Here is a 22,906-nt window from a genome sequence, read left to right on the forward strand (position 1 = left end):
CATGTATGTGGCTGTAAAAGGTGGCGAAGCGGCAATCGACAAAGCGCATAAGCTGCTTGCCGATCGTCGGCGTGGAGACCGCGCTGTTCCCGCGTTGACGCTTGATCAGATCGCAGAACAATTGGCGCTCGGTGTCGACCGGGTCATGGCCGAGGGATCGCTCTACGATCCGCAACTGGCGGCAATGTGCGTTCGCCAGTCACGCGGTGATCTCATCGAAGCAATCTTTCTGTTGCGCGCATATCGTACGACATTGCCGCGCTTTGGTTATTCGCTGCCTGTCGCGACTGACACCATGCAGATCGAGCGGCGCGTGTCGGCGACGTACAAGGACATACCCGGCGGCCAGCTACTAGGCCCGACTTTCGATTATACCCACAGACTGATTGACCCTGACATGGCTGGTGATGAGCCGGTGGCCCAACCGGCCCGACGCCTTCTGGATACTGCAGGATCGTTTCCGAGAGTGACCGATATTCTCAACGACGAAGGCCTGATCGAGCCGGATGTCGCCTCTGACAAGGAGCCTGCCGACCTCACGCGTGATCCGACGTCCTTTCCAGTTGATCGGGATTTGAGATTGCAGGCGCTTGCGCGGGGTGATGAAGGTTTCCTGCTTTCTCTCGCTTACTCCACCCAGCGCGGTTATGGACGCACCCATCCCTTCGTCGGTGAAGTCCGCATCGGCATGGTGGAGGTCGAGGTCGATGTACCAGAACTGGGTTTCGCGGTCTCGATTGGCTCGATACGCGTGACGGAATGCCAGATGGTTTCCCAGTTCAAAGGACAAGGCGAAGAAGGGCCTCGGTTTACGCGTGGCTACGGCCTCGTGTTTGGCCAGTCCGAGAGAAAAGCAATGGCGGTTAGCCTCGTCGATCGCGCTCTTCGTGCAGATGAGTTCGACGAACAGCGAACAGCGCCCGCACAGGACGAGGAGTTCGTCCTTGCCCATTGTGACAACGTAGAAGCAACCGGCTTTGTCGAGCATCTGAAGCTACCGCATTACGTGGATTTCCAGGCGGAGCTCGGTTTGTTGCGCATGCTTCGGGGTGAAAAAGAAGATGCCTCGCAAAACAAGGAGGCTGCGGAATGAATTTGCCAAGCTACAATTTCGCTTATCTCGATGAGCAGACCAAACGGATGATCCGTCGCGCCATTCTGAAGGCGATTGCCATTCCGGGTTATCAGGTCCCGTTTGCGTCGCGTGAAATGCCGATGCCATATGGCTGGGGAACCGGCGGTGTGCAGGTCACAGCCGCGATCCTCGGTCCGGACGATGTGTTGAAAGTCATAGATCAAGGTGCCGACGACACCACCAATGCCGTGTCTATCCGCGCCTTTTTCGCCAAGACAGCAGGCGTTGCCACAACGACGAAGACGAACGAGGCAACGGTCATCCAGACACGTCACCGCATTCCTGAAACGCCCCTGCGAGCAGGTCAGACAATCGTCTATCAGGTCCCGATCCCGGAACCGCTGCGCTTTTTGGAGCCGCGTGAGACTGAAACCCGCGTTATGCACGGGCTGGAGGAATACGGACTTGTTCATGTCAAGCTGTATGAGGACATTGCCCAGCATGGTCACATCGCCACGACCTACGCGTATCCTGTGAAGGTTGAGGGTCGCTACGTCATGGACCCATCACCTATCCCTAAGTTCGACAATCCGAAAATGCACAATTCGCCAGCGCTGCAACTGTTCGGGGCCGGGCGTGAGAAGCGCATTTACGCGCTGCCGCCTTTCACCGAAGTCGTCAGCCTTGATTTCGAGGACCACCCGTTCGCTATCCAGCGGTTCACTTCATCCTGTGCACTTTGCAACGCCGAAGGCGTCTATCTCGATGAAGTGGTGACGGATGATCACGGTGGCCGAATGTTCGTGTGCTCCGATACCGACCACTGCGAAACCCGCCAGGCAGACGGCCACCACGGCCCTGGCTTGCCCCAACTCGCGACGGGAGATCAGCAATGACCGGCCCCATTCTTTCCGTTCAAAATCTGGAGCGGCGCTATGGCGACTTCGTTGGCTGCACGGATGTCTCGTTCGACGTCTGGCCGGGTGAAGTCATTGCTATCGTCGGTGAATCCGGCTCAGGCNAAACCACACTCCTCAACTGCATATCGGCGCGTCTCCAACGCTCGAGCGGTAGCGTCAGATATCGTATGCGGGATGGCCGGTTCCCAGATCTGGCCGAGCTTTCCGAAGCCGAACGTCGGTTTCTGATGCGCACCGACTGGGGNTTTGTTCACCAGAACCCGGCTGATGGCCTGCGCATGCGGGTATCGGCGGGCGCCAATGTCGGTGAGCGGCTTATGGCGGTCGGTGAGCGACATTATGGTGATATCCGTCGCTCCGCTGGCGAGTGGTTGTCACGCGTCGAGATTGCGATGGATCGCATCGACGATCAGCCGGTGACGTTCTCTGGCGGCATGCGCCAGCGCCTGCAGATCGCCCGCAATCTCGTCACGCATCCGCGTTTGANTTTTATGGACGAACCTACTGGTGGTCTAGATGTTTCCGTCCAGGCGCGCGTGCTCGACCTGTTGCGAAATCTCGTCAACGATATGGGTCTGTCAGTGGTCATCGTTACCCATGATCTCGCTGTTGCGCGCCTGTTATCCCAACGGATGATCGTCATGAAAAGCGGGCGGATCGTGGAGCAGGGGCTAACCGACCGGGTACTGGACGATCCGCAGCATGCCTATACCCAGCTTCTTGTCGCTTCGATCCCGGAGAGTTGAAATGACGCTTCTTCACACATCTACGGCGCTTGCCGAAACAATTGTCCTCTCCGCCAGCGACGTGGCGAAGTCTTTCACCATGCATCTGCGCGATGGCATCGTCTTGCCGGTGGTGCGAAACGTCGGCTTCGATCTGCATCGCGGCGAATGCGTCGTGCTGGGAGGCCCATCAGGCGTCGGCAAGTCTTCGATCCTGCGCATGGTTTATGGCAATTACGCGATAGACGAGGGCCAGATACTGGTCCGCGACACTGCATCAGGCGCCATGCATGATCTCGGCGGTGGCGATGCAAGACTCATTTTGGAGCTGCGCCATAACAGCATCGGCTATGTCAGCCAGTTTTTGAGGGCGGTTCCGCGCGTTTCTGCACTGGATATCGTCGCAGAACCTCTGACAGCGCGTGGTTCGAGCCGGGAGGATGCCGTTGTTCGCGCAGCCGCCTTGCTCACAAGGCTCAACTTGCCAGAAGCTCTTTTCGGTCTGCCGCCCGCCACATTTTCGGGCGGTGAAAAGCAGCGCGTCAACATTGCCCGGGGCTTCATCACTGATCATCCCATTCTGTTGCTTGATGAGCCCACCGCCTCGCTCGATGCTGNAAATCGCGATGTGGTCGTGGCGATGATGAAGGAGAAGTTGGCAAAGGGCATCGCCATCCTCGGCATTTTCCACGATCTGCCGGTTCGCGATGCCGTTGCCACGCGGATGCTGGATATCTCTGACTTTTCAGCAAGAAAGACAGCGGCATGACGAAGCTGTCGATTACCCCACTGATCGATCCAGCGGCGCAGGTCACGGATTGCGTGCTGGGACGTTACACGGAAATCGCCGAAGGTTGCCGCATCTCGGAAACGGAACTGGGCGACTATTCCTATATCGAACGGGGCGGGCAGGTTTGGTGTGCCACGATTGGAAAGTTTGTGAATATCGCAGCCAGCGTGCGTATCAATGCCACCAATCACCCCATGGATCGGGCCAGTCTTCACCATTTCACCTACCGTGCAGGCGACTACTGGCCAGGCATGAGTGACGAGGCGGAGTTCTTTGCTGCGCGGCGAGCNAAACGGGTGGTGATCGGTAACGACGTCTGGATTGGTCATGGCGTCACGCTACTTCCGGGCGTCCAGATCGGAAATGGAGCGGTCATCGGCGCGGGCGCGGTCGTTTCTCGTGACGTTGCGCCATACACGATTGTCGGCGGTGTGCCGGCGCGCATGATCCGGGAGCGGTTTGTTGCTTCTACCGGAGAGCGGATGGATCGGCTTGCCTGGTGGGATTGGCCGCATGATCAGCTTTTCGAAGCACTAAACTACTTTCGCAACATGTCGGCGGAAGAGTTTCTGGACCGTTATTGTGGCTGACATAAAAACTTCACTCAACCGTCACCATACCATCATCGAAAGCCGTCCAATGTCCTTCGAACCGACCGGCATCAGGAGCAAGAAATGACCGCGATCACCGTGTCCAATCTCTCGAAGAAATACGGGAATACATGCGCACTCGACTGCGTCAGTCTGACGCTTGAGCGCGGCGAGATGGTTGCGTTGATCGGCGCCTCCGGCTCCGGCAAAAGCACTTTGATCCGTCACATTGCGGGTCTCGAAACCGGTGATGGCCGGAACGGGCGGGTGGAAATACTTGATACCGTATCGCAAAGAGACGGTCGTCTGACTGGCCATGTAAAGCGTGGCGCAGTGTCGGTTCTTTTCCAGCAGTTCAATCTCGTCGGTCGCCTTTCGGTGCTGACAAATGTCCTTATCGGCCTCCTGGGTCGCGTACCCCGGTGGCGCGGAACGCTTGGCCTGTTCAACGCGGCGGAAAAAGATGCGGCACGCGCAGCTCTTGCCCGTGTTGGCATTCCGCAGGTTGCCGTGCAGCGCTCATCGACACTTTCGGGCGGTCAACAACAGCGCGCCGCCATTGCCCGCACGCTGGTTCAGGGCGCGGAAATCCTGATTGCCGACGAGCCGATCTCCGCGCTGGATCCATCTTCCGCGCGCCGTGTGATGGATGTGCTGGCGGATATCAACACGCAAGACCGGATCACGGTTCTGGTGTCGTTGCACCAGGTGGAATACGCCCGTCGTTACTGCAAGCGAACCATCGCCATGCGCAATGGGGCCGTCGTGTTCGATGGCCCGTCGACATCCCTGTCTAACGCATTTCTGGCCGAGCTTTACGGCTCGGCATCGGAAGAGTTGGTCCTGCCGGACGCCCCGGAGGAGCAATCCGCACCCGTGCCTGCCGCGGTACTGCCCAACCGTCAGCCGGTTTTCACGACCGCCTGATTTCCCTTTGTTATCGGAGACCTCCTATGAACGCGATACTGNAAAGCATGGCGGCGATGTCCATCGCCTTTACAATGACCTCTGCTGCCTTCGCGCAGGATGCCACGATCAATTTCGGCATCATTTCCACCGAATCCCAGCAGAACCTCAAGACCAACTGGGATCCGCTTCTTGCCGACATGAAGACGAAAACCGGTCTGGACGTAAAAGCGNTTTTTGCATCCGACTATGCCGGTATCATTGAAGGCATGCGCTTCAACAAGGTGCAAATCGCTTGGTACGGCAACAAGTCCGCCATGGAAGCCGTTGATCGTGCCAATGGTGAAGTCTTCGTCCAAAGCGTACCAATGGGCGGTGAACCGGGTTACTGGTCGGTTGTTATCGTACCAAAGGATTCCCCGATCCAGACCATCGATGACGTCTTGAAATGCGACAAGTCGATCAACTTCGGTCTTGGCGATCCAAACTCCACGTCCGGCTACCTCGTGCCGATGACATTCGTGTTCGGCGCACGCGGGATCGACCCTAAGTCCTGCTTCAAGAATGTGACCAACGCCAACCATGAAACCAACGCCATGGCCGTTGCCAACAAGCAACTGGACGCAGCCGCCAACAACACTGAAAACATGGCGTTGATCAAGCAGAACAAGCCGGACGCCTTTGCCAATATTCGCGAAGTCTGGCGTTCGCCTTTGATTCCTTCCGATCCGATCGTTTGGCGCAAGGATATCCCGGATGAAGCAAAGACCAAGCTGCGCGAGTTCTTCCTGACCTACGGTACGGACAAGTCGACAGGCAATGTCGCCGAAGAAAAGAAGATTTTGGCCGGTCTGAAATGGGCCCCTTTCCGGGCCTCGACCGACAAGCAGCTTCTGCCGATTCGCGTCATGGAACTGTCGAAGTCGATTGCGCAGGCGCAGGCTGACGCATCTTTGTCCGCCGAAGCCAAGGCCTCCAAGATCAAGGATTTGACGGAAAAGAAGAGCAAGTTCGAAGCTGAACTCGCCACAGCTTCGAAGACCTGATCGTCCTGAAATCTTTAGGGCGGGTCTTTCTGACCCGNCCCTCTCCATCACCGGGTTGAAGACATGAGCGAAATATCCGTCCAAAACAAAACGATCCTCTCAGCTCAGGCAAAGCAACCTGGCAGTCTGCGCAATGGTTTGCTCACACTGGTCGTCCTGGCAGCTTTGGTCATCAGCTGGGGGCCGGCCGAAATGGGCCGATGGACCTATCTCTTTACCGACAGCGGGAACATGGCAACCTATGCCAAGGACTTCCTGAAGCCCGACTTCACCACCTGGCAATATTACCTGGAAGAGATGGTCGTCACGGTCCAGATCGCCGTATGGGGAACCTTTCTCGCCGTGCTTTTGTCGATACCGTTCGGCATTTTGTCTGCCCACAACATGGCCCCTTGGTGGATCAATCAACCCATTCGGCGCCTCATGGACATGTTCCGCGCGATCCATGAGATCGTCTTCGCCGTACTCTTCGTCGTCGCTGTCGGACTTGGTCCATTTGCGGGTGTCATGGCGTTGTTCATTCACACCACCGGTATTCTGGCCAAGCTGTTTTCTGAAGCGGTGGAGGCCATTGATCCGCGTCCCGTCGAGGCAATCCGCACGACCGGTGCATCGCGTATTCAGCAGGTCATATTCGGTGTCATCCCGCAGGTTCTACCACTATGGATTTCGTTTTCGCTCTATCGTCTCGAATCCAACATCCGCTCCGCAACCGTCTTGGGATTGATCGGGGCGGGCGGTATCGGCCAGGTTCTTTTCGAATCGATCCGTGGTTTCTACTATCCGCAGGCATCCGCCATCATCATCATCGTCGTTTTGACGGTGACACTGATGGACCTCATCTCGCAGCAACTTCGCAGGATCGTCATCTGATCCTAAATTACGACTGAGGTCGTCCAGACCGATCTTCGAGCCGGTCGCTTCTTTCTCCAAAGCCGTTTATCGACGGCGCAGCAAACCGAATGATTCCCATGCNAAATGAACTCGTCTTCACCAATTGTGCCATCGTCCTTCATGACGAGATAATCACCGGCACATTGCTCGTTCGCGATGGNAAAATCGCAGGTATCGCGCCGGGACAATCGTCTTCGGGAATAGATATGGAAGGCGATTATGTGATCCCCGGCTGCGTGGAATTGCATACGGATCACCTTGAAACCCATCTCATGCCGCGCCCAAAAGTGCATTGGAACATGCACGCCGCACTTCAGGCTCATGACNGGCAGATCGCAACCGCTGGCATCACGACGGTGTTCGATGCCATCAGGGTCGGAATGGACGGCGATACTGAGCTTGGTTCAGATGAAATGTCCGCCATTGCACAAACGATTTCAACAGCAACGGCGGCAAAGCGGTTGCGTGCTGAACATTTCATCCATCTTCGCTGCGAGGTTTCCATGCCCGACGCGGTGGAGCATTTCGATGAAATGAAAAACAATGATCGCGTCAGGCTGGCGTCCCTGATGGACCACGCTCCCGGCCAGCGGCAGTTCGTCAGCCTCGAAGCATACCGCATCTATTATCAGGGGAAGAAAAAGCTGTCCGATGCCGACTTCGCGGCCTTCAGTGAAAGACGCATTGCGCAGTCCGATGCCTACTCAGCAAAACACCGGCGTCTTATCGCCGAGCGCTGTCACGCAGCCGGCATATCCATCGCCTCACATGATGACGCCACCGCTGAACATGTGGCTGAAGGCATCGAGCTCGGAATTTCGCTTGCAGAGTTTCCGACAACGGTAGCGGCGGCACAGCTTTCACGAGACGCTGGCCTGCAGGTGCTGATGGGAGCACCCAATGTGGTGCGCGGCGGCTCCCATTCGGGCAATGTTTCGGCGCTCGAACTTATTGAAAAGGGTGCGCTAGACATATTGTCATCCGACTACGTGCCTTTCAGTCTGTTGCAGGCCGCTTTTCTTTTGTCCGAAAGACGCATCATCGATTTGCCGCATGCGATCCGATTGATTTCGGCAAATCCGGCCGACGCTGCCAAGCTTTCGGATCGGGGGCGTATCGAAGTCGGGCGCAGAGCCGATCTCGTCAGGGTTCGCGCGACCACTGGCCTGCCTCCTTTGATTGATGGCGTTTGGCGCGAAGGGCTTCGCATCGCGTGAGCAGCAAAACGTGACCGGTTGGATGCGGATTTAATGATCCNTTTAAAGCCGGGCTTTCGTTGAGCGGGATGTCGAAAGCAGCAGGCTGGTTTCACTGCCTGTGATACCCGGAACAAGCCGAATGCGCCGCAGGACGGAATCAAAATTGCTGAGCGTCGAAGCGCTGAGTTCAACGATGAGATCCCATCGACCATTGGTGGAGTGGATTTCGGAGATTTCCTGAAATCCACCCAATGTCCGAATGACCTTGTCTGTCACGTGGCCTTCGATCTCAATCATCATGATGCCGCGGACGGCCTCTTCCACGGCATCGGCTCGCAATATGACAGTGTAGCCGATAATCGTGCCGCTCGCTTCCATTCGTTCGATGCGGGCGCGTACCGTGGCTCGGGACGTCGCTGTTTCCAGTGCGAGATCCGAGATGCTGCGACGACCGTTATGCCGCNAAAGCGTAATCAACTTCTCATCCAGATTGTCCATGATATACCANTTTGATAAATCTANTTTTCNAAATGGTAAGATAATAATTCTANTTTGCCAATCTTTATCGTTCAATCTGCCGCATCCCAGTGTTTCAATTCGTCTCGTGAATTGGATGGGAGACGCTTATGGATTGCAGGCTTATCGGGGTGCCGCTACAGATCGGTGCCGGGCAGCTGGGTTGCGAGATGGGGCCAAGCGCGCTTCGTATTGCGGGATTGAAATCATCGCTCGAAGACCTTGGGCATTCCGTTATCGATGTGGGCAATATAACGCCCGCGCCGCTGCGTGATTTTGCTCATCCAAACGCTGCGGTTCATCATTTGTCCGAGACGGTCGCCTGGACAGAAGCATTGGCAGAAATCGCCTATCGCGAAAGTCACAATGCGATGCCGATATTTTTAGGGGGCGACCACGCCATTTCTGCGGGTAGCGTGACCGGTGTTGCGCGACGTGCAGCAGAGCTCGACCGGCCATTATTCGTGTTGTGGCTGGACGCGCATACCGATTATCATACGCTTGAAACGACGCGCACCGGCAATCTGCATGGTACACCCGTAGCCTATTACAGCGGTCGTAAGGGGTTTGAAGGCTATTTCCCGGAGGTCAAAAATCCTGTCGATCCAGCGAACATCTGCATGATTGGGATTCGCAGCGTCGATCCTGCGGAAAGTGCAGCGCTCAAGGAAACCGGTGTGACCATCCATGACATGCGAATGATCGATGAGCACGGCGTTGCGGTTCTCCTGCGTGCGTTTCTTGAACGTGTCGTGGCCGCCAACGGTCTTTTGCATGTCAGCCTCGATGTGGATTTTCTCGACCCTTCCATCGCGCCTGCTGTGGGGACCACGGTGCCGGGCGGGGCAACATTTCGTGAAGCGCATCTGGTCATGGAAATGCTGTGCGATAGCGGGCTGGTATCCAGTCTCGACCTCGTAGAACTCAATCCCTTTCTCGATGAGCGCGGTCGAACCGCTCGTTTGATGGTGGACCTGACAGCAAGCTTGATGGGCAAGCGCGTCATGGACCGTCCGACGAGAGCAGGGTAGGAGGAAACGCCGCCATGAATACCATACCGGATATCAACATCGTTCCTTTCATCAGCGTCGACAACATGATGAAGCTCGTGCTCAAAGTGGGAATCGATACGTTCCTGCGAGAACTGGCAGGCGTCATAGAAGAGGATTTTCTGCGATGGGAAACATTCGACAAGACGCCGCGTATCGCGTCGCACTCCGAAGAGGGTGTCATAGAATTGATGCCGACCAGTGACGGCAAGCTTTACGGCTTCAAATACGTCAACGGCCATCCCAAAAACACCAGACAAGGCCGCCAGACGGTAACCGCTTTCGGCGTGCTGTCGGACGTTGGAAACGGCTATCCCATGTTGCTGTCGGAGATGACGATCCTGACCGCCTTGCGGACAGCGGCAACGTCAGCGGTCGCAGCAAAATATCTTGCTCGTACAGACGCGAAATCCATGGCCATCATCGGCAACGGAGCGCAGAGCGAGTTTCAAGCCCGTGCCTTCAAGGCCATTTTGGGAGTTGACCAGCTTCGTCTTTACGATATCGATCCCGCTGCCAGTTTGAAATGTCAGCGAAATCTGGAAGGTCAGGGTTTCTCCATTTTGATCTGCNAAAGTGCAGAAGAAGCCGTGGAGGGTGCTGATATCATCACCACCGTTACCGCGGACAAACAATATGCGACAATCCTGACGGACAACATGGTCGGCCCGGGCACTCACATCAATGCTGTCGGTGGGGATTGCCCTGGCAAAACCGAATTGCACAGGGATATTTTGCTGCGATCTGATATTTTCGTGGAGTATCCGATGCAAACCCGCATCGAAGGCGAGGTACAGCAACTGCCTTCGGATCACCCTGTCACGGAGCTTTGGCAGGTGATGTCGGGCCTTGCCGACGGGCGAAAAACGGATCGTCAGATAACGCTATTCGACAGTGTCGGTTTTGCCATCGAAGATTTCTCGGCTCTACGCTATGTCAGGTCGAAACTGGCGGCCACCGGATTTTACGAGCGGCTGGATTTACTGGCCGATCCAGATGAGCCGCGCGATCTCTATGGCATGTTATTGCGATGCGAGGCTTCGATGCTATCCACCTCTCCGCAGAAAATCGTTTCATAGTCGCTCTCGCCGTGCTCTACGTGCGACCATCTGTTCTCGCCATATTGTGAACAATCCTGCCGCGACGACGATTGCCGCGCCGACAACCATGTGGATGCTCAACGTCTCTCCGAACAGGCTGATGCCAATGATGGAGACCAGCACCAGCTGGTAATAGGAGAATGGCTGTACAGAAGCGGCATCCGCAAGTTCAAAGGCGCGGATGAGGAGGTAGTGGCCGCTCATGCCGGTTATGCACAGTGCCACCATCCAGCCCCAGTCGGCGGGTGACATATTGACCCAGAAAAATGGTCCAACCAGCGTCAAGGCAAAAGCGCCAGGGACGCCGGTATNAAAAAAGCTTGTGATGGCGGTATCGGTCCGGCTGGCAAGCCGCGTCAGCACACCGTAAAGGCCGAGCAAAACCGCAGCGGCAAATGTGATGACCAGCGTTGGATCGAAGCCGTTCTCATCCGGCTTGAGAATGACGAGGACGCCGAGAAAGCCGACAAGAATCGCCGACCAACGCCGCCACCCAACTTTTTCCCCCAAAATCGGCACGGATAGAGCAGCTACGATCAGCGGCGTGGATGCCAGTATTGAATGCGTATGGGCGAGTCCGACGATCGAGAAAGAGATGATGGAGAGTACGATCTGCACGGCGAGAATGACGCCCCGACTGGCCTGAAGCCAGAAGCGGTTCGTGGATATCGTTTGCCGAAACCCACCATTCGCCCTCAAGGCAAGAATCACGACGAAAACGGCGAAGGCCCAGTAGCGCACCATTGCCACAAAAACCGGGGGATAGGCAGAGCCAAGATGTTTTGAAATGCCATCCTGCGCAGCGAAAATCGTGAAAGCTGCAAGCGCGTAAAGGTATCCTACTGATTGGGGAGGCATTGGACGGCTCAGNTTTTTTGCAGGCGTGAAGGGCGTAGGTCTTAGGTAACTTATTATCGCAGGATGCAAAATGAGAAAGTGGAGATTGTCGAGATATAGAGCGAGCGGCGTTCAGCGAAAAACAACATGTCATACATATTTGACAAATATTCGATTATCTGTCTAATAGGATGAATTGCAGATTGTCATGGCCGCCGGGCGGTATCGGGAGGATAGATGATTATTACCGACGTTGAAGTACGGGTGTTCAGGACAACGACTCGTCGGCATTCCGATAGCGCCGGACACGCTCATCCCGGTCCTGCGCATCAGGTTGAGCAGGCTATGTTGACAATCCGCACGGAAAACGGTGATGAGGGGCATTCCTTTACGGCACCGGAAATCGTGCGCCCGCACGTTATCGAAAAGTTCGTCAAGAAAGTTCTGATTGGCCAAGACCATCGGGATCGTGAGCGTCTGTGGCAAGATCTGGCGCACTGGCAACGCGGATCTGCGGCGCAATTAACCGACCGGACACTTGCTGTCGTAGACTGCGCGTTGTGGGATCTGGCCGGGCGTTCCCTCGGTCAACCTGTATACAAGTTGATCGGTGGTTACCGGGATAAGGTCCTTGCCTACGGCTCGATCATGTGTGGCGATGAGTTGGAGGGCGGTCTTGCAGCGCCTGATGATTACGGTCGTTTTGCTGAAACATTGGTCAAGCGCGGCTATAGAGGTATCAAGCTGCACACCTGGATGCCACCTGTCAGTTGGGCCCCGGATGTAAAGATGGACCTGAAAGCTTGCGCTGCCGTTCGAGAAGCGGTGGGTCCAGATATCCATTTGATGATCGACGCCTTTCACTGGTATTCCCGCACGGACGCGCTGGCCTTGGGTCGGGGTCTGGAAAAACTCGATTTCGACTGGATCGAGGAGCCTATGGATGAACAGTCCATGTCATCCTACAAATGGCTTGCGGACAACCTCGATATTCCGATCGTCGGACCTGAAAGTGCCGCTGGCAAGCACTGGCACCGGGCCGAATGGTTGAAAGCCGGCGCCTGCGATATTCTTCGAACCGGCGTCAACGATGTTGGCGGCATTACACCTGCTTTGAAGACCATGCATCTGGCCGAGGCTTTTGGCGTGGAGTGTGAGGTGCACGGTAACACCGCCATGAATCTGCATGTGGTTGCAGCCACNAAAAACTGCCGCTGGTACGAGCGGGGATTGCTGCATCCATTCCTCGAATATGATGACGGTTTCGATTATCTGAAAACGCTCTCAGATCCTATGGATGCGGAAGGATTCGTGCATGTGCCGGATCGCGCCGGGTTGGGTGAAGACATCGATTTTGATTTCATCGAAAACAACCGGGTGAGGTAGGTTGAGGTGAAAACAATTCTTGCTTTCGGCGACAGTCTGACATGGGGTGCGAACCCGGCGACGGGATTGCGCCATCCACCTCAGTATCGCTGGCCGGACGTGCTGGAAGCCGAACTTGGTGGTGAAGCCAAGGTTATTGCAGAAGGCTTGGGCGGGCGCACCACCTGTTACGACGACCACACCGGCCCTTCCTGCCGCAACGGTGCGAAAGCGCTGGAAGTTGCGCTGGCCAGCCACATGCCGCTTGATCTTGTCATCATCATGCTGGGAACGAACGATCTCAAACCGGTCCACGGCGGTCAGGCGGAAACTGCCGTATCAGGCATGCGGCGCTTGGCGCAGATTGTCGAGATGTTTCCCTACAAACCAAGGATAGCGCAACCGCGGTTGCTGATAGTCGCACCACCGCCATGTGTCGAGGGACTTTCCGGCAAACCGGCTGCGGGGCGCAGAATTGCCGAGTCAGAGCGTCTCGNCCCCCTGTATGAGACGCTGGCGCAAGATGCAGACTGCGCATTTTTCGACGCCGGAACTGTTTCGAAAGCGTCACCCGTCGATGGCGTTCATCTGGATGCCGAGGAAACCGCNAAAATAGGCCGTGCATTGGTTGCACCCGTTCGTGCCATTCTTTGCTGACTGGTCCGCCGCAGAGGAGTGCGGTGGATCGAGAATTGAACGCCGTAAGCTAAAAACGGCTCTTTGGGAGGAAACATGAGACAATTTTTCACGACAGTAGCGCTCGGCGCCTTGTTGATCGGCGCTATCCCGCTCGACGCTATGGCAGATACACCGAAAGACCAACTTGTTGTCGCAACGACGATGAACAACATCCTGACGCTGGACCCGGCGGCCATCACGGGGCGCGAGACAGTGCAGGTCTTGAACAACGTCTATGACACGCTTGTCATCCTCTCCGAAAAGGACCGCAGCATTCAGCCGCGCCTAGCCGAGCGCTGGGAAGTGTCAGACGAGCGCAATTCCATCCGGTTTCATCTTCGCAAGGATGCCAAGTTCGCATCTGGAAATCCCGTGACGGCGCAAGACGTTGTCTGGAGCCTCAAGCGCGTTTTGTCACGCAATCTGGCGCAGTCATCCTTCCTCAAGACCAGAGGTTATAAGGTCGAGGAAGCAGACAGGCTTTTTGTAGCGGAAGATGACTATACCTTCGTCATAAACTTGCCCAAACCAGACGACCCGAACCTGCTGCTGATGATCCTCGGCCAGAACGGTCCCGGATCCATCATCGACAGCAAGACCGCGCTTGAAAACGAAAAAGACGGAGATCTCGGGGCCGCGTGGCTGACATTGAATTCCGCAGGGTCCGGCCCGTTTAAGTTGGGGCAGTGGAAATCCAACGAGTTCATCATTCTCACTCGCAATGACGATTATTGGGGTGAAAAGCCTGCCATGAAGCGCGTGCTGATGCGCCACCTTCCTGAATCACAGTCACAGCGCCTGATGCTTGNAAAAGGCGATATCGATGTCGCCTATTCCTTGCAGGCACCGGATTTGAAGTCGCTTGAGGCTGATAAGGAGATTACCATCGAGTCCACCCCAGGTTCGGGGTTCTACTACCTCGGCGTTTCGATGAAAGACGAACGCTTTGCCAACAAGAAAGTCCGCGAGGCGCTTCGTTATCTCATCGATTACGACGGTCTGGATAAGGCGGTCATGCCTTACTACGGCAAGCTCCACCAGCGCCCTATCAGCTCTGGCGTTCTCGGTTCTTTGCCGGATGAGGGCTTCAAGCTGGATGTGCCGAGAGCAAAAGCATTACTTGCCGAAGCTGGCTACCCCAACGGCTTCAAAGCGACACTTCGTGTACTTTCCGAAGACCCTTTCATGAAGGCCGCAACAGCAATTCAGAATACATTGGCGCAGGCGGGCATTCAGGCCGAACTGATCAGCGGTTCTGGTGATCAGATTTATGGCGCGATGCGTGAGCGTAAATTCGAACTTCTCGTCGGTCGCGGCGGCGGCGGTCAGCAGCCACACCCGGACAACAATCTGCGCGCCATGGCGTATAACCCTAACAATGCCGATGAGGCCAAGCTTACCAATTATCAGGGTTGGCGCACGAGCTTTTTCGATGAAAAGCTGAATACGATGATTGAACAGGCCTTGGTGGAACGCGACTCTGCCAAACAGGCAAAAGCCTATGAGGATATTCAGGCTTACATGGACGGCGTCGTCCTTTCGATCCAGCCATTCTCGGAGGTTGTTGATACGGCTGCTTACCGAAGCGATATCAAAGGCATGATCGTAAGCCCTTGGTATTCCCGTTTTGACGTTGTCCGCAAGGAGCGTTGACGCTCAGAGGCTTATCTCCGTCATCTCCAGGGATGACGGAGATATTAAGGTAAAGGCATGGAAACGCTCTAACAAACGGTCTTGTATCTCTCGACTACGGTAGACAACACTTCATCTACTGGTCGGGCGTTCCAGTCATAGGAAAAAATTTCCACTTCCTGCGGGCCAGAAAACCCGGCCTTTTCGATCATCCGGCGGAAGCCTTTCAGATCAACGATGCCGTCACCCATCATGCCCCGGTCGTTGAGCGGGTCTTTGGTCGGCACCAGCCAGTCGCAGATGTGGTGCGCAAGGATTTGACCGTTTTGGCCAGCGCGTGCCACTTGTTCCTCCAACTCCGGGTCCCACCACACATGGTAGACATCAATAGCGACGCCCGTGCCGGCACCCAGCTTGTCGCAAAGATCAAGCGATTGTTTCAACGTGTTGAAACAGGCTCGGTCTGCAGCGTAAAACGGATGCAAAGGCTCTATGGCGAGCGGGATTCCGGCCTGTTTGGCATAAGGCAGAAGCTCTGCCATGCCATCTTCCACCATCTGGCGCGCACCACGAATGTCTCTTGAGCCCGCAGGCAATCCCCCGACGACCAGCACGAGGCAGTCAGCTTTCAAGGCGGAAGCTTCCTCTACCGCACGCTTGTTGTCCTCAATGGCATTGCGACGACCTTGTTCATCCGCTGCCGGGAAAAAGCCACCTCTGCAGAGGCCGCTGAGACGAATGCCGNTTTGATCAACGATGCGGACCGCTTCGGCAAGGCCAATGCCATGCACCTGATCTCGCCAGGGGGAAATGGTGGTTATACCGTGCGCAAGGCATGCATCCACCATCGTAGCAAACGATCCGCCCTGTTTGATCGTGGCAAAGTTGATTGAAAGACCTTCGAGGCTCATGTGGTCTTCTCCTCTGATTGAAGCGTCTGAAATGTTGCCTGCGCAGCATTTTGCGCGACACCGAGACCTTTGGTGGCGGCACCGAACCGAAAGCTAATACGCATCGTCAGACGCCGCTCGTAGATGGCGATTTCCTTGACCTTCAAAAAGGGTGCATCGGGCATATCAATAAACACCCCGGACGGTGAGGAAACTCTTCATCCGCCGGGTCGCCTCATCCGTGTCACTCAGCACGTTGGCTTTATCGGCAAGACGGAAAAGCTCTGCGAAATGCAACGTCGACCGCGTACTTTCCTGTCCGCCGATCATGGTGAAATGATCTTGCAGCCCGTTGAGATAGGCTAGAAACACCACGCCCGTTTTATAGAAACGGGTGGGCGCCTTGAAGATATGGCGAGACAGAGCAACGGTTGGTTCGAGAACGTCGTGGAATTCCGCATTGGCTCCATTCTTCAAACACGCCAACGCCTTGGATGCGGCGGGCGCGATGGCATCGAAAATGCCCAGAAGGGCGTCTGAATGGCCGGATTCGTCACCCTCGATCAGTTCCGCATAGTTGAAGTCGTCGCCCGTATACATGCGCACGCCTGCTGGCAAGCGGCGACGCATCTCGATTTCCTTTTCTTTCGACAGAAGAGAAATCTTGATACCATCGATCTTGTCGGCATTTGCTGCCAGCATTTCCAGGCAGGTGTCCATGGCTGCCATATGGTCTTTCGAACCCCAGTAACCTTCGAGCGCAGGGTCGAACATTTCGCCGAGCCAGTGAATGATGACCTTATCTTTGGCATTGGAGAGAACGTGGGCATAGGTTTCCAGATAATCATCCGGCGACGTCGCACTGGCAGCAAGTGCGCGGCTTGCCATAAGAATAACGCGCCCGCCTTCACCTTGGACAAAGTCCAGTTGTTCTTGATAAGCCTCAACGATTTGGTGGAGGCTATAGTCGGTGCCGACAAGGTGATCCGTGCCGACGCCGCAGGCTATGAGCGCATCTTTACGGGTCGCTGCTTCTTTTAATGCCCGGGAAATGAGTTCCTGCGCTTGTGGCCAGCCCAACCCCATACCGCGTTGTGCGGTGTCCATGGCCTCCGCCACGCCAAGACCCAAATCCCAAAGGCGGTGGCGAAAGCGCAATGTGGCTTCCCAATCGATTGCCGGTGTCAGCCATGGATCGTTATCCGCAAACGGGTCGGCCACAACGTGGGCTGCAGCGTAAGCGATACGGTTGAAATCAGCGGCGCTACGTTGTTCGAGCGGAATAGGTGTGCCGCTGAGGGTGTAAGTCTTTATCGAGCGGTCGTTTTTGGGTAGTTTGAGTTGGGTCATTCCGACCTCCCTCAAGAAATCTTGGGAACGTCGAGCCAGCGACGCTCCTTCCAGGATTGAAGGCCGAGTTCTGCGAGCTGCACGCCCTTTACGCCCTCCATGAGACCATAAGGCCAGGGTTCGTTATCGGACAGATGACGCACGAACATCTCCCATTGCGCCTTGAAACCGTTGTCGTAGACGATGTTGTCAGGCACTTCCTGCCATGTCTTATAGAAATCGATTGTCTGTGGCTGGTCCGGGTTCCATACGGGTTTTGGTGTGTTGGTGCGATGCTGTGTCCAGCATTTGGTAAGGCCGGCCACTGCCGATCCATGGGTGCCATCTACCTGAAACGTCACGAGATCATCCCGGCGAACGCGCACCGCCCAGGACGAATTGATATGCGCGATCACTCCGCCTTCAAGCTCGAATGTGGCATAGGCGGCGTCATCGGCATCGGCGACGTAAGCGTTGCCCTGTTCGTCGAAACGCTGCGGAATGTGTGTCGCGCCAAGGCAACTGACGGCTTTTACTTCGCCAAACAGGTTGTCCAGCACATAACGCCAATGGCAAAGCATATCGAGAATGATACCGCCCCCATCTTTCTGGCGGTAATTCCATGACGGACGCTGCGCCGGTTGCCAGTCACCTTCGAAAACCCAATAGCCGAACTCGCCCCGCACAGACAGGATTTTGCCGAAAAAACCGCTATCGCGGAGCATGGCCAGCTTGCGGAGGCCGGGCAGAAAGAGCTTATCCTGGACTACGCCGTGTTTGATGCCGGCGCTCTCCGCCAGCTTGGCAACGGCGATCGCCTCTTCCGTATTGTCGGAGATCGGCTTCTCGCAATAAACGTTCTTGCCGGCTTGGATGGCCTTCGTCAGCAGGCTGCCGCGCATCTGCGTTGTTCCGGCATCGAAAAACAGCGTGTCGTCAGGGTTTGCCAAGGCCGCATCGATATCGGTCGTCCAGCGCGCGACATTGTGCTTCTTGGCAATCGCTTCAATCTTGTCGCCGTTGCGCCCCACCAGAATGGGGTCGAGCATGACCTTCTCGCCGCTCTTCAGGGTGACGCCGCCCTGATCACGGATTGCCAGAACAGAACGAACAAGGTGCTGATTATATCCCATCCGGCCGGTGATGCCGTGCATGATGACGCCGATACGCTGCATGAAACTTCCTCCCAAGGCGNCCCACTCCCGTCAAGGCGCAGCCTCTCACTTTCGAAATTTGTAACCAATTGGTTATTTGTTGTTGGGGGAGGGCGTTTTTGTCAAGCGGTTTTTGATGCAAAAAATTACGATGGAGTTTGCACGGATATCCGTGGTAAAGGCTGCCTGTACTCGCCATGGGTTGAGATATTCCGCATGTGCGAAGACGAGAACGATTGTTCTTGTTGGGTAATTTAAAAAGGCGGTCAAAATGGCCGCAGTGCAGCAATCACCGTACTGACGATATGCTGGCCCCAGCGCTCCAGCTCTGCGGGTGCCGCTAGATCGCGCTGGAAGATCGTGGATAGCGTNAAACGGTTGGACAGATAGAAAAACCCAAGCGAGGCGATGGTCAGGTAGACGTCGACCGGATCCAGTCCGGCGCGAAAATCGCCGCTTTCCTCCCCGCGTCGTAGGACGTCTTTCAACTCGGAAATAAAATTGGAATGCATTTCCGGAATGGTGGTGGATTGACGCAAGTATCTGGCTTGATTGAGATTTTCGGTTGCTAGAATGCTTAGGAACTCCGGATGATCGAGGTAATAGTGCCAGGTGAACAGGGCAAGTTCCCGCAAGCTGTCGACGGGTGGTTTGCGGGCCAGATCAAGCCGGTGTTCCGCATTGCGAATGTGTTGATAAGCGTCCTCCAACACGGCCAGATAGAGCGCGTCCTTGTCGCCGAAGTAGTGGTAGATCATGCGTTTGTTGGTGCCCGCGCGTCTTGCCACCACGTCGATCCGCGCACCGGCAAGTCCCTTTGCGGCAACCTCCCGCCGGGCCGCTTCGAGGATGGCGGCTCGAGTTCGTTCCGGGTTGCGAGACTGGACAGCCGATTTTTTAGCGGTCTTCTTTTCGGTTGTGTCGCCCGTTTTCTCAGAAACTGTTTTGTTGGTTTCGTCCATCTTTATTGGCCGCTTGACAATGGTGTTGATCAGTGTTCCCATGTAACCAGATAGTTATAAAACGGCAAGCGCTGTTTATCGACATCATTCAATTTGGCAGTCAATTAGGGAGGAGTTGCCAATGTCCATGATGATTCAAAGACGTGCGGTTTTAACCGCAGGTCTCGCTGCATTGTCGCTTGCGACAATGGGCGGGGGATCTGCTTTAGCGCAGGCGGCGCGTATTCGCCTGCTGTGGTNGGGGTCGCAAGAACGTGCTGATCGTACGAACAAGGCGATTGCCGCGTTCAAACAGGTCAAGCCAGATCTCGATATAGCCGGTGAGTTTGCCGGTTGGTCGGATTATTGGCCGCGCCTTGCAACGCAGGTTGCAGGTCGTAACGCGCCTGACCTCATCCAGATGGATTACCGCTATANTTTCGAATATGCGCGGCGTGGAGCTCTCGCGCCACTCGATGAATATCTTGGAAAAAGCCTGAAAATCGAAGATTTCGGGGTGCCGAACATCGATTCCGGCCGTGTGGACGGCAAGCTTTACGGCATTAATCTCGGCGTGAACTCAAGCGCTGTTTTCTTTGATGCGGCAGGTTGGGAAAAGACAGGCGCCAAGCCCCCTTCCGCTGGACAGACATGGGAAGAGTTTGCAAAGAGTGCTGCCGAGTTTGGCAAGAACAAACCCAAGCCTGGTTATTATGCCACGGCAGACGCCAGCGGTGTCGAGCCGAGCTTTGAAAACTGGCTGAGACAAAGCNAAAAATCACTGTTCAGTGAAGACGGTGCGCTTGGCTACGATGCCAAGGACGCATCGCAGTGGTTTACGATGTGGGCCGACATGCGTGAAGCCGGTGGCTGCGTGCCTGCCGATATTCAGGCGCTCGACCAGTTGAGCATCGAAACCAACCCGTTGACCACCGGTAAGGCGGCGACAGCGTTTGCGCACTCCAACCAGTTTGTCGGTTACCAGGCCGTCAACAAGTCGAAGCTTTCCATTACATCATACCCGAAGGTATCCAAGGACACACCGTCCGGACACTATCTAAAGCCTTCGATGCTGATGAGCGTGGCGAATGGCAGCGCCGGTATCGCAGCGGCGGTTGATTTCATCAACTTCGTTGTCGCTGTGCCAGAGGGCGTGGATATTCTGGGGGTCGAGCGGGGTGTGCCAGCCTCTGCGTCCATGCGAGATCAGTTGAGCCCCAAGCTGAACGATGTCAGTAAGGCGATGGTCGAATATATCGCCGAAGTCACGCCGGGCGTCGGGCCTCTGCCACCAGCACCGCCTCCGGGCGCAGGAGAATTTGCTTTCGTTCTCAAGCGTACGTCGGAAGAGGTTGCGTTCGGCAAGATCACGCCGGAACAGGGTGGCGAAAAGCTCGTCAAAGAAGCGGAAACCGTCATCAAGCGGAAGTAAACATTCATGACGTTTCAATCCGATATGANCCATAGGGAGGGCCGCACCGCGGCTCTCCCAAGGCAAGGCCGACTGCGCAAGATGTTCGACCGCAACGTCCATGCATATGTCTTTCTGCTGCCTTGGCTAATCGGCTTTTTCGGGCTGACGCTTGGCCCGGCACTTGCGTCCCTGTACCTTTCCTTCACGAATTACGATCTGCTGCAATCACCCGATTGGGTTGGTGCGTCCAACTACGTTCGCATAGCAACAGCTGATCCCAAATTCGCTGCAGCCATGCAGGTGACTTTCACCTATGTCATATTGTCAGTGCCCTTAAAGTTGATGTTCGCGCTCATGGTCGCAATGGCGTTCAATCGCGGTATCAAAGGGCTGACCATGTACCGGGCGGTGTTCTATCTGCCGTCCCTGCTTGGTTCCAGCGTGGCCATCGCAGTTTTGTGGCGACAGCTGTTCGCGTCCGACGGCCTGGTCAACATGGTGCTGTGGCAGTTGTTTGGTTACGAGGGGCCAAGCTGGATTTCAAACCCCAACTATTCCATCTACACGCTGGTTATCCTGTCTGTCTGGCAGTTCGGATCGCCCATGATCATCTTTCTCGCCGGTCTTCGTCAGATTCCGCAGGATATGTATGAGGCCGCAGATATGGATGGTGCGGGCAAGGCGCGTCAATTCTTCCGCATCACGTTACCGTTGTTGACACCTGTGATATTTTTCAACGCCGTCATTCAGACAATCGATGCCTTCAAGGCTTTCACACCGGCCTTCATCATATCAGACGGGTCCGGCGGGCCTATCAATTCGACGCTGTTTTACACGCTGTATCTTTATCAGGAAGCCTTTGGTTTCTTCCGCATGGGCTACGCTTCGGCACTTGCGTGGATATTGGTTGTCATCATTTCGCTCTTTACCGCCTTTTCGTTTTTGAGCGCACGTTATTGGGTGCATTACGATGACTGATGCCGTTTCGTCTTTACGCCCTGGCCANGGGGTTAACCGTCCGCTTTGGAAATCAGCCCTGTTGCACGTGGTGCTGATCGCCGCCTCCATTGCCATGATGTATCCGATCCTGTGGATGATTTCCGGGTCTTTCCGCCCGCAGGATGAACTTTTTGGTTCATCTTCACTCATCCCTTCTGCTGTCGATCTAGGTGGATATATTCGCGGCTGGACTGGCCTTCAGGTTTCCTTCGGCAAGTTCTTCTGGAACTCGTTCTTCATCTCGGTACTCGCAACGATAGGCAACGTAGCCGGTTGCTCTCTGGCAGCGTTCGCTTTTGCTCGCCTTCGTTTTGGCGGTCGGAATTTTTGGTTTGCAATGATGCTGGGCACGCTGATGCTGCCCTATCACGTGGTGCTGATCCCGCAATATATCCTGTTTCTGGAGATGGGCTGGGTCAACACGTCGCTGCCGTTGATCGTGCCGAAGTATCTGGCGACGGATGCCTTCTTCATCTTCCTTATGGTTCAGTTCTTCAGGGGTATTCCGCGTGAACTGGATGAGGCCGCATTGATGGACGGGTGCAGCCCCTTCCGCATCTACTGGNAAATCATGTTGCCGCTGTCATCTCCTGTTCTGGCAACTGCCGCGATATTTTCGTTTATCTGGACCTGGGATGATTTCTTCGGACCGCTGATCTACCTCAACGATATCAACACTTACACCGTGCAGCTCGGTCTTCGATCCTTCGTGGACAGTACCGGCAGCTCGGATTGGACGGCACTTTTTGCCATGTCCAACCTTTCGCTCGTTCCCGTTTTTCTCTTTTTCCTTTTCTTCCAGCGTCTCCTCATCGAAGGCATCGCCACCACAGGCATGAAGCGCTGAAACACCAAGG

The 22,906-nt window shown here is 55.5% G+C and carries 24 protein-coding genes; 17 read left to right on the top strand and 7 right to left on the bottom strand.

Translation table 11 applies throughout. The features are described from left to right. Window position 1: 1 nt before the first annotated feature. The 9 genes from CUC55_RS12560 to CUC55_RS12600 all read left to right on the top strand — a co-directional run bounded on the left by CUC55_RS12560 (window position 2) and on the right by CUC55_RS12600 (window position 8,163). Window positions 2-1,093: a carbon-phosphorus lyase complex subunit gene (locus tag CUC55_RS12560; protein ID WP_067647625.1), complete on the top strand. Its 1,092-nt coding sequence runs from the start codon at window positions 2-4 to the stop codon at window positions 1,091-1,093. Continuing rightward, window positions 1,090-1,971, top strand: coding sequence for an alpha-D-ribose 1-methylphosphonate 5-phosphate C-P-lyase PhnJ (locus tag CUC55_RS12565; RefSeq protein WP_067647628.1), 882 nt, complete (start codon window positions 1,090-1,092; stop codon window positions 1,969-1,971). The genes CUC55_RS12560 and CUC55_RS12565 overlap by 4 nt, the downstream gene beginning before the upstream one ends. After that, the gene (gene phnK, locus CUC55_RS12570) at window positions 1,968-2,741 is read left to right on the top strand and encodes a phosphonate C-P lyase system protein PhnK (RefSeq protein WP_103088073.1); all 774 of its coding nucleotides are present in this window, start codon (window positions 1,968-1,970) and stop codon (window positions 2,739-2,741) included. The genes CUC55_RS12565 and phnK overlap by 4 nt, the downstream gene beginning before the upstream one ends. A 1-nt stretch (window position 2,742) precedes the next feature. Continuing rightward, window positions 2,743-3,489 carry a phosphonate C-P lyase system protein PhnL gene (gene phnL / locus CUC55_RS12575; protein WP_103088074.1) on the top strand — a complete coding sequence of 249 codons (747 nt, stop codon included), beginning with the start codon at window positions 2,743-2,745 and terminating at the stop codon, window positions 3,487-3,489. Next, a complete protein-coding gene (locus CUC55_RS12580) occupies window positions 3,486-4,100 on the top strand; it encodes an LbetaH domain-containing protein (protein WP_067647637.1) in 615 nt (204 codons plus the stop codon). Before phnL ends, CUC55_RS12580 begins: the two co-directional genes overlap by 4 nt. Before the next feature lie 84 nt (window positions 4,101-4,184). After that, window positions 4,185-5,027 carry a phosphonate ABC transporter ATP-binding protein gene (gene phnC / locus CUC55_RS12585; protein ID WP_067647640.1) on the top strand — a complete coding sequence of 281 codons (843 nt, stop codon included), beginning with the start codon at window positions 4,185-4,187 and terminating at the stop codon, window positions 5,025-5,027. 47 nt (window positions 5,028-5,074) lie between these two features. Continuing rightward, window positions 5,075-6,052, top strand: a complete 978-nt coding sequence (gene phnD / locus CUC55_RS12590) for a phosphonate ABC transporter substrate-binding protein (RefSeq protein WP_425352831.1) — start codon at window positions 5,075-5,077, stop codon at window positions 6,050-6,052. 63 nt (window positions 6,053-6,115) lie between these two features. Beyond that, window positions 6,116-6,925, top strand: a complete 810-nt coding sequence (gene phnE, locus CUC55_RS12595) for a phosphonate ABC transporter, permease protein PhnE (protein WP_082760219.1) — start codon at window positions 6,116-6,118, stop codon at window positions 6,923-6,925. Window positions 6,926-7,023: 98 nt separating this feature from the next. Next, window positions 7,024-8,163: an alpha-D-ribose 1-methylphosphonate 5-triphosphate diphosphatase gene (locus CUC55_RS12600; RefSeq protein WP_103088212.1), complete on the top strand. Its 1,140-nt coding sequence runs from the start codon at window positions 7,024-7,026 to the stop codon at window positions 8,161-8,163. 42 nt (window positions 8,164-8,205) lie between these two features. Here CUC55_RS12600 and CUC55_RS12605 read toward each other — a convergent pair whose 3' ends face one another. After that, window positions 8,206-8,643 carry an Lrp/AsnC family transcriptional regulator gene (locus tag CUC55_RS12605; protein WP_103088076.1) on the bottom strand — a complete coding sequence of 146 codons (438 nt, stop codon included), beginning with the start codon at window positions 8,641-8,643 and terminating at the stop codon, window positions 8,206-8,208. 128 nt (window positions 8,644-8,771) lie between these two features. Between CUC55_RS12605 and rocF the strand changes: the two genes are divergently transcribed. Beyond that, entirely contained in the window at window positions 8,772-9,692 is a 921-nt protein-coding gene (rocF, locus tag CUC55_RS12610) for an arginase (RefSeq protein ID WP_067647648.1), read from the top strand. A gap of 14 nt (window positions 9,693-9,706) precedes the next feature. Beyond that, the gene (locus CUC55_RS12615; RefSeq protein ID WP_103088077.1) at window positions 9,707-10,789 is read left to right on the top strand and encodes an ornithine cyclodeaminase; all 1,083 of its coding nucleotides are present in this window, start codon (window positions 9,707-9,709) and stop codon (window positions 10,787-10,789) included. Here the strand turns inward: CUC55_RS12615 and CUC55_RS12620 are convergent. Further along, on the bottom strand, window positions 10,784-11,668 hold the full coding sequence (locus CUC55_RS12620) for a DMT family transporter (RefSeq protein WP_103088078.1): 885 nt from the start codon (window positions 11,666-11,668) through the stop codon (window positions 10,784-10,786). The genes CUC55_RS12615 and CUC55_RS12620 overlap by 6 nt on opposite strands. A 216-nt stretch (window positions 11,669-11,884) precedes the next feature. Between CUC55_RS12620 and CUC55_RS12625 the strand changes: the two genes are divergently transcribed. The 3 genes from CUC55_RS12625 (at window position 11,885) to CUC55_RS12635 (ending at window position 15,343) form a co-directional block, all read left to right on the top strand. Continuing rightward, window positions 11,885-13,033 (top strand): mandelate racemase family protein, encoded by a 1,149-nt coding sequence (locus tag CUC55_RS12625; RefSeq protein ID WP_067647657.1) that lies wholly within the window; start codon window positions 11,885-11,887, stop codon window positions 13,031-13,033. Window positions 13,034-13,039: 6 nt separating this feature from the next. Then, window positions 13,040-13,669 (top strand): SGNH/GDSL hydrolase family protein, encoded by a 630-nt coding sequence (locus CUC55_RS12630; protein ID WP_103088079.1) that lies wholly within the window; start codon window positions 13,040-13,042, stop codon window positions 13,667-13,669. Between the two features lie 75 nt (window positions 13,670-13,744). Then, a complete protein-coding gene (locus CUC55_RS12635; protein WP_103088080.1) occupies window positions 13,745-15,343 on the top strand; it encodes an ABC transporter substrate-binding protein in 1,599 nt (532 codons plus the stop codon). A gap of 68 nt (window positions 15,344-15,411) precedes the next feature. Here CUC55_RS12635 and CUC55_RS12640 read toward each other — a convergent pair whose 3' ends face one another. The 5 genes from CUC55_RS12640 to CUC55_RS12655 all read right to left on the bottom strand — a co-directional run bounded on the left by CUC55_RS12640 (window position 15,412) and on the right by CUC55_RS12655 (window position 19,657). After that, entirely contained in the window at window positions 15,412-16,233 is an 822-nt protein-coding gene (locus CUC55_RS12640) for a sugar phosphate isomerase/epimerase family protein (protein WP_103088081.1), read from the bottom strand. Next, window positions 16,230-16,397, bottom strand: a complete 168-nt coding sequence (locus CUC55_RS22740) for a hypothetical protein (RefSeq protein ID WP_157940951.1) — start codon at window positions 16,395-16,397, stop codon at window positions 16,230-16,232. Before CUC55_RS22740 ends, CUC55_RS12640 begins: the two co-directional genes overlap by 4 nt. Before the next feature lies 1 nt (window position 16,398). Then, complete coding sequence (locus tag CUC55_RS12645; protein WP_067647672.1) at window positions 16,399-17,562, bottom strand: dihydrodipicolinate synthase family protein; 1,164 nt, start codon at window positions 17,560-17,562, stop codon at window positions 16,399-16,401. Window positions 17,563-17,573: 11 nt separating this feature from the next. After that, on the bottom strand, window positions 17,574-18,716 hold the full coding sequence (locus tag CUC55_RS12650) for a Gfo/Idh/MocA family protein (protein WP_067647676.1): 1,143 nt from the start codon (window positions 18,714-18,716) through the stop codon (window positions 17,574-17,576). 245 nt (window positions 18,717-18,961) lie between these two features. Beyond that, the gene (locus CUC55_RS12655) at window positions 18,962-19,657 is read right to left on the bottom strand and encodes a TetR/AcrR family transcriptional regulator (RefSeq protein ID WP_103088213.1); all 696 of its coding nucleotides are present in this window, start codon (window positions 19,655-19,657) and stop codon (window positions 18,962-18,964) included. Between the two features lie 121 nt (window positions 19,658-19,778). Here CUC55_RS12655 and CUC55_RS12660 point away from each other — a divergent pair, with 121 nt between their 5' ends. From CUC55_RS12660 to CUC55_RS12670, 3 genes are all read left to right on the top strand, one after another. Then, window positions 19,779-21,068, top strand: coding sequence for an ABC transporter substrate-binding protein (locus CUC55_RS12660; protein WP_103088082.1), 1,290 nt, complete (start codon window positions 19,779-19,781; stop codon window positions 21,066-21,068). 81 nt (window positions 21,069-21,149) lie between these two features. Continuing rightward, complete coding sequence (locus CUC55_RS12665; RefSeq protein WP_425352200.1) at window positions 21,150-22,028, top strand: carbohydrate ABC transporter permease; 879 nt, start codon at window positions 21,150-21,152, stop codon at window positions 22,026-22,028. Further along, window positions 22,021-22,896 (top strand): carbohydrate ABC transporter permease, encoded by an 876-nt coding sequence (locus CUC55_RS12670; protein WP_103088083.1) that lies wholly within the window; start codon window positions 22,021-22,023, stop codon window positions 22,894-22,896. The genes CUC55_RS12665 and CUC55_RS12670 overlap by 8 nt, the downstream gene beginning before the upstream one ends. Window positions 22,897-22,906 lie beyond the last annotated feature (10 nt).

It is taken from the genome of Agrobacterium bohemicum, from assembly GCF_002896715.1.
GTDB lineage: Bacteria > Pseudomonadota > Alphaproteobacteria > Rhizobiales > Rhizobiaceae > Agrobacterium > Agrobacterium bohemicum.

What these genes read in the sequence shown, in the direction of transcription:
- CUC55_RS12560 (WP_067647625.1), top strand. Translation starts at nt 2, where the DNA reads ATGTATGTGGCTGTAAAAGGTGGCGAAGCGGCAATCGACAAAGCGCAT.
- CUC55_RS12565 (WP_067647628.1), top strand. Translation starts at nt 1,090, where the DNA reads ATGAATTTGCCAAGCTACAATTTCGCTTATCTCGATGAGCAGACCAAA.
- phnC (WP_067647640.1), top strand. Translation starts at nt 4,185, where the DNA reads ATGACCGCGATCACCGTGTCCAATCTCTCGAAGAAATACGGGAATACA.
- phnE (WP_082760219.1), top strand. Translation starts at nt 6,116, where the DNA reads ATGAGCGAAATATCCGTCCAAAACAAAACGATCCTCTCAGCTCAGGCA.
- rocF (WP_067647648.1), top strand. Translation starts at nt 8,772, where the DNA reads ATGGATTGCAGGCTTATCGGGGTGCCGCTACAGATCGGTGCCGGGCAG.
- CUC55_RS22740 (WP_157940951.1), bottom strand. Translation starts at nt 16,397, where the DNA reads ATGCCCGATGCACCCTTTTTGAAGGTCAAGGAAATCGCCATCTACGAG.
- CUC55_RS12645 (WP_067647672.1), bottom strand. Translation starts at nt 17,562, where the DNA reads ATGACCCAACTCAAACTACCCAAAAACGACCGCTCGATAAAGACTTAC.
- CUC55_RS12650 (WP_067647676.1), bottom strand. Translation starts at nt 18,716, where the DNA reads ATGCAGCGTATCGGCGTCATCATGCACGGCATCACCGGCCGGATGGGA.
- CUC55_RS12665 (WP_425352200.1), top strand. Translation starts at nt 21,150, where the DNA reads ATGTTCGACCGCAACGTCCATGCATATGTCTTTCTGCTGCCTTGGCTA.